Annotated in this window: 3 protein-coding genes and 1 pseudogene; all 4 read right to left on the bottom strand. The window is 34.9% G+C overall.

Going from position 1 to position 2999, the window contains the following annotated elements; all coding sequences use genetic code 11:
- On the bottom strand, positions 1 to 375 hold a 375-nt coding region (locus LIZ98_RS17185; RefSeq protein ID WP_227203165.1), incomplete at its 3' end, for a hypothetical protein.
- Positions 376 to 1112: 737 nt separating this feature from the next.
- Positions 1113 to 1532: a hypothetical protein gene (locus tag LIZ98_RS17180; RefSeq protein WP_034767272.1), complete on the bottom strand. Its 420-nt coding sequence runs from the start codon at positions 1530 to 1532 to the stop codon at positions 1113 to 1115.
- Between the two features lie 276 nt (positions 1533 to 1808).
- Entirely contained in the window at positions 1809 to 2609 is an 801-nt protein-coding gene (locus LIZ98_RS17175) for a hypothetical protein (RefSeq protein ID WP_227203163.1), read from the bottom strand.
- A gap of 20 nt (positions 2610 to 2629) precedes the next feature.
- Positions 2630 to 2999 (bottom strand): annotated as a pseudogene (locus LIZ98_RS17170) (hypothetical protein); the annotation flags it as partial.

Below are 2999 nucleotides of genomic sequence, written 5' to 3'. Positions count from 1 at the left end.
AAGCTCATAAATCCTTCTCCTATTTGGTTTTTTTGTTTGTTCAGCAACCCCTAATATAAGCACAAAACAAAAGGAGACTGTTGAAGCAAAAAATTGAGTGCACAGTAAAAAAATCCCCGACAACACAATGCTTGTCAAAACGTATCCGAAAAAGAGATGTAATATAAGCTGTATTGGATTTATCGAAATGGCTGCTTGGGATTGGATCGTATCTTGAAAATAGGATGAAGCTTCAAGAGAAAAATCCCCTAATAGTAAAGATGAAATCACATAGATCACAATAAATAACCCAAAATAGACCAGTATATTTTGAATGACAATCCAAATTAGTTTCGACAGAATATACTGTTCCCTTCTTTTAATTCTCAGTATCAAGTAGCTACTATTCGTTTCCGCATCATGAACCAAAAAATCAGTAATCAAAAAGAGAATAAAAAATTGAATGAAAATCCAATTGACTGGTATTTCATAACCGGAGCTTTGAATAGGTTTTGATTCCAATTAAAACAAGGGCAAGAACTGTTAATAAGACTATAGGGAGCCACTTTTTCATCATAAGATAGCCTCCAAATTTTATATTTCTACCGACGCTGTCCAAAAAGTCTAATCATACAATGTCGGAATGTTGGGATTTCTCGAATAACATTATTGCTTACATTGCACCTGAATAAACTTTTGGACAGCAGCGAACCGTATTTAGCAATTAAATAGAATCCGGGCTCCAAACACCAGATGCATAGAAATCATTCTTATCTGCCCCTCTAACAGCCTTAATACGAACTTTAACATTTATATTGTCTCTTGCATCTCTTAAAAAAATGTATGACCGGTCATTAATTTAATTTTAGTACCTATATTTCTCTGGGGCAAGGAATATTTTTATTTTTGGACATTTACAAATTTATCGCCCTATATAAAAAAATTTTTTTATTCTGACATATAACCAATAGCTTCCCTCTTAAATAATTCGTACTTCGTTAACTCGATGAAAACAGACGGAAAGACAGTAGATGATGAACAAGGCAACCTACCTTAAGAGCTTGAAAATGAAAGTATAAGACTTACTGTTAAAAGTTAAATTAATAAATGTCATTTAACTCTTGAATGATTTGTTATTGTTTTCGAAATATCACCATCCCGATTAACATAGGAATAATCATAAGTAGACCACAGATAAGCGTTGGGAATGGCAATTTTGATGCAAAAATGGCTCCGAGCTCCCCTAAAAAACCGCCAATAATAAAGGGTATGGCCGTTTTCCCCTTATCAGCCCCCTCTTTTGCATAGAACCAAGCATCCCAAACGGTATAAACATAAAATCCCGGATAAAATAGCATAGCATCATAAATGACTGTAGCCAATGCTTCTTGGTGAAAACCGTTAAAATCCAGCTGAATAGAACGATTTATCTTCCCCAACATATTATCAAAATGTTCTACTACTAAAAGAAAGATACCCTTTTTAATTTGACCATTATAAATTTGTCCAAACCCCGGCATAAGGATTGAAAATAAAGCGGATACAGCTCTCATAAATATTCGATCCTTTTCAATTATTTCTGTTCGTATTACTTATTTTTATAATAAACCGGAATTTTTAGTCATACTGATGGCTTATTCTTTTACATAAATGAATGCAAAATAGAAAACTATCGAGGATCGACTTTTTATTGACAACAAATGCTCCGCGCCAAAAACCCTGCCAAGTAGCAGGGTTAAATCAATTCGTTTAAAAAATATCCAGTTCATTTTGCTCTATTCAAGAGGGACTTCCATCATATCAATCATTCAACTGGCTCATCTTTGGCTTCATATCAATTCATCCAACAATATCACTTCACCACCGGCTGCATGTACCCCGTATTGACAATCCAATTTCCCGCATAAAACATATTGTTTTTGTTCAAAATCATAGACATAAACAGGCTTTAACTCAAACAATTCTTTGATTTTTTCAAAAGCTTCCTCCTTCGTAACCGTTACTTTATCTGGTTTCTGAAATTGATCAAAAGTTTGCAACATCATTTCGGTGTCCAAGTAATTGACAACTTGAAAACGATTTGCATCAATGATGATTTCTAATTTTCTTTGAAACACGCGGTAGTCCCGGTAGTTAGCCCTAACTTTTGCATGAATATATCCCTTATTACGTTTGAGTGTTTTAAGCATACATTTTCCTGTATCATGTGGATAAACTTGACGTAAAAAGTCCTTTACAGCCTGAACACATCTATCTTGTTCTTCCTTTGTAATTGGAAATGAATCAGGACTTGGCTCATTTGAAAATGCCTGCTCTGCTTTTATATCCTCAATCCAACGTATTTCTTTTCTTTCAAATGGTTCATTAATTGGTTCATCCCAAAAGATAATTTCATCAATCTTTACATAGAAGGGATCATCCAGTTCTATTGGAATTGTTGATCTTCCGTCATTCGTAACAAAGATTTCTTCCACTCCATAAACAGGGATTATTTTTTTCTGTTCGTCGGAAGGAAATTCAATCAACTTCAATTGTTCTTTTGCCAAATGTTCGATTTTTTCAAAAGAAAGGTGATAAGTCTTTTCAATGACCATATTTTTGGAAGGAAATGGTCCTAAAACAGAGAACATGGTTAGTTTTCCATCCGAATCTAATTTGACCTCAATAAGTCCAGCAGGCGAAACGGCAACACCATCGATACATCCCCAAAATAAAATTCCCTTTCTTTTTGCCTACGTAATTGAAATTGATTCCCGTATATCAATCCTGTCTCCTCTTCAATCCATTTGATGATGTCATTGGAATCCATATTGGGAAAAGCAATTCCGTCTTTTGCATAGGTCTTTCCCATGACAAAAATAGCTCTCTCAAACTTGCCTGCATGCAAATTAAATTCAATGACTGCTGTTCCCTCCGGATTAGAGTCGTCATCCGGTTTGGCTACATGTTTCGGAAACCACTCCATTTGAACTACCACTAGGCTAAAGCCGTAGTGGATTCCTAAGTACAGAGTTCTACCG

Source organism: Caldibacillus sp. 210928-DFI.2.18, from assembly GCF_020554505.1.
In the GTDB taxonomy this organism is placed as follows: Bacteria; Bacillota; Bacilli; order Bacillales; family Caldibacillaceae; genus Caldifermentibacillus; species Caldifermentibacillus hisashii.
This window is presented reverse-complemented; position numbering and strand designations above follow the sequence as displayed.

What these genes read in the sequence shown, in the direction of transcription:
- LIZ98_RS17180 (WP_034767272.1), bottom strand. Translation starts at nt 1,532, where the DNA reads ATGAGAGCTGTATCCGCTTTATTTTCAATCCTTATGCCGGGGTTTGGA.
- LIZ98_RS17175 (WP_227203163.1), bottom strand. Translation starts at nt 2,609, where the DNA reads ATGTTCTCTGTTTTAGGACCATTTCCTTCCAAAAATATGGTCATTGAA.